Origin of the sequence: Ramlibacter sp. (genome assembly GCF_035706265.1) — a bacterium.
Classification (GTDB): domain Bacteria; phylum Pseudomonadota; class Gammaproteobacteria; order Burkholderiales; family Burkholderiaceae_C; genus Ramlibacter.
The window spans coordinates 1-2,597 of the sequence record NZ_DASSVG010000237.1 but is presented as its reverse complement, the minus strand read 5'-3'; the positions used below and the strand labels follow the sequence as shown (position 1 = coordinate 2,597).

Annotated in this window: 4 protein-coding genes; 1 reads left to right on the top strand and 3 read right to left on the bottom strand. The window is 70.9% G+C overall.

Annotated features, from left to right (window positions below):
* Window positions 1-92: 92 nt before the first annotated feature.
* Window positions 93-422 (bottom strand): AzlD domain-containing protein, encoded by a 330-nt coding sequence (locus VFM98_RS08980; RefSeq protein ID WP_325109577.1) that lies wholly within the window; start codon window positions 420-422, stop codon window positions 93-95.
* A gap of 13 nt (window positions 423-435) precedes the next feature.
* The gene (locus tag VFM98_RS08975) at window positions 436-1,182 is read right to left on the bottom strand and encodes an AzlC family ABC transporter permease (RefSeq protein ID WP_325109576.1); all 747 of its coding nucleotides are present in this window, start codon (window positions 1,180-1,182) and stop codon (window positions 436-438) included.
* Between the two features lie 152 nt (window positions 1,183-1,334).
* Here VFM98_RS08975 and VFM98_RS08970 point away from each other — a divergent pair, with 152 nt between their 5' ends.
* The gene (locus VFM98_RS08970; RefSeq protein WP_325109575.1) at window positions 1,335-1,985 is read left to right on the top strand and encodes a DUF2231 domain-containing protein; all 651 of its coding nucleotides are present in this window, start codon (window positions 1,335-1,337) and stop codon (window positions 1,983-1,985) included.
* Window positions 1,986-2,041: 56 nt separating this feature from the next.
* On the opposite strand, the gene VFM98_RS08965 is transcribed toward VFM98_RS08970, so the two are convergent.
* On the bottom strand, window positions 2,042-2,597 hold a 556-nt coding region (locus VFM98_RS08965; protein WP_325109574.1), incomplete at its 5' end, for an aldehyde dehydrogenase family protein.

Sequence of the window (2,597 nt, the reverse complement as noted above, 5' to 3'; positions counted from 1 at the left end):
GGGCTCGGACATGGTGTCATTCTCGTTGCATCGCACTGCTGTGGGCAGCAGCGGGGTGGCCTCCGGGCCTGCAGCGCGCGATCGCCGACTGCCTACCAGCCCAGCCCGAACCGCAGCGCCAGCATCACCCCCGTCCCGCACAGAATCGTCCCCAGCAGGTCCGGCCGCCAGGTGTGAAACGCCAGCCCCGCGAGCGCGCCGAAGATGCGGGCGTCGCGCCACGTGTGCACCAGGTGGCCTTGGTTCATGACGATCTCGGGCGCGACCACGGCGGCGAGCGCCGCGATGGGTGCATAGCGCAATCCCTCGCGCAGCCAGCGCGGCATCGGCAGCTCCTGCTGCGGCAGCAGGAAGAAGGCGCGGCAGAGGAGCGTGACCGCGGCCATGCCGAGGATGGTGAAGAAGATTTCGAGCGGGCTCATGGCGTGCGGTCGGTCAGCGCGAGGCGGCTTGGGTGCGGGTGTGCTGCGCCAGCACGCCGACGGCCACGGCCGCCGCGATCGCGACGACGATGTTCATCCGCAGTGGCAGCGAATAGGCGGCCACGGCCGCAGAGGCCGCCATGAAGGCAGCGATCCAGGTGGAGCGGCTGCGCAACTGCCCGCAGGTGAGGGCCAGCAGCGCCATCGTGCCGGCGAAGCCGATGCCCCATTCGGTCGGGATCGCGGCGCCGGCCACGATGCCGGTGATCACCGCGATCTGCCACGAGCCCCAGTTGACGAGGGCGGCGCCCCAGAAATAGTCCACCTGGCCCGGCTCGGGCCGCGGATCCGGAAAGCGGCGCAGGAACACGGCGAAGATGGTGTCGCCCATGAAATAGCTGAGCGTGACGCGGCGGCGGCGCGGCAGGTGGGCGAAGTACGGCCGGTACTGGTAGCTGAAGACCAGGAAGCGCAGGTTGATGCAAGCCACCGTGGCCCACACCACCCACATCGGCGCGTCGCTGGCGATCAGCGGCAGCGCCGCCACCTGCGACGACCCGGCGGAGACCAGCAGCGACATCAGGATGGCCAGCGGGATGCCCAGGCCGCTCTTGGCCATGGCGACGCCGGCGACCAGCCCCCAGGCAGCGATGCCGATCGACATCGGCAGGCTCTCGCGCAATCCCTCCCGGAACAGCGGCCGGCGCGTGGTGGCCACCGCCCTGCGGCGCACCCGGGCAATGCGATACGTCAGATCCAACTCTTCCTCGCCTAAACGCGAATTGTCCACCAGACGGCGCCAGCGGTTGCGCCACGCAGGACGGCGCCCCTTGCACATCTCAGGGATTTCCTACACCCGTCGCTCCGCGGCCGTACCAAAGTGAATTGCTGCGCAACCAGAAGGAGAACGCCATGCGGACACCTGCACAGATCGCGGGACATCCCATCCATCCGATGCTGGTCACCATCCCGATCGGCCTGTGGCTCTTTTCGCTCGTCTGCGACTTCATCGCGCGCGGCTCCGCCACGCCGGAGACCTGGGCCACGGCCTCGTTCTACGCCATGGTCGGCGGCATCATCGGCGCGCTGGCGGCGGCTTTGCCGGGGCTGGTGGACCTGCTGTCGCTGCGCGACACGCCGGTGCTGCCGACGGCCGTCAAGCACATGGGCCTGAACCTCACGATCGTGGTGCTGTACGCGATCAACGCCTGGATGCGGTCCGACCAGCCGGCGGCGGTGCCGGGGGGCACGCCCATGGTGCTGTCGGTGATCGCCATCCTGATGCTGCTGGTCTCGGGCTGGCTGGGCGGCAAGATGGTGTACGAGGCCGGCGTCGCGGTGCACGCGGAAGACATGGGCAGCAGCGCTGCCCGCACCCGCACCACGCCCGAGCGGGCCGGCAGTTCCTGGGGATCTTCGAGCGCGATGCCGGGCCGCCAGCATGCGATGGCGAGCGACACGGCGCGGCCGGAGCGCGAGCCGCTGCGCGAGGACCGGCCTTCCGCCGGCCGCGTCGGCGACAACCCGCGCGACAACCCGCGCGACAACCCGCGCGGCGAGTAGGCCCGGCGAAGCAGCCAACGCGGCGCGCGCTCTCGCGACGCGCCGCGACAGCAGGCTCAGGCCACGAACACCGTCTTGATGTTCACGAATTCCTTGATGCCGTAGCCCGAGAGCTCGCGGCCGTAGCCGCTTTCCTTGACACCGCCGAAGGGCAGGCGCGGGTCGGAACGCACGGCCTCGTTGACGAACACGCAGCCGGCCTCCATCGCCTCGGCGGCGATGCGCTCGCCGCGGGCGCGGTCGCCGGTGATCACCGCGCCGCCCAGCCCGAAGGCCGAATCGTTGGCGATCCGCACGGCATCGGCCTCGCCGCGCGCGCCGATCACGGCCGCCACCGGCCCGAACAGTTCCTCTTCATAGGCCGGCATGCCGGGGCGGACCTCGGTCAGCACCGTCGGCGGATACCAGGCGCCGGGGCCTTCGGGGATGCGGCCGCCCAGCAGGCAGTGCGCGCCACGCTCGACGCTGCGCTGCACCTGCTCGTGCAGCGCCTCGCGCAGGTCGACGCGGGCCAGCGGGCCGAGCTCCGTCTCCATCGCCAGCGGGTCGCCCTGGCGCACCGCCCGCATCTTCTCCACGAAGCGCCGCTCGAACTCGGCACGCACCGCATCC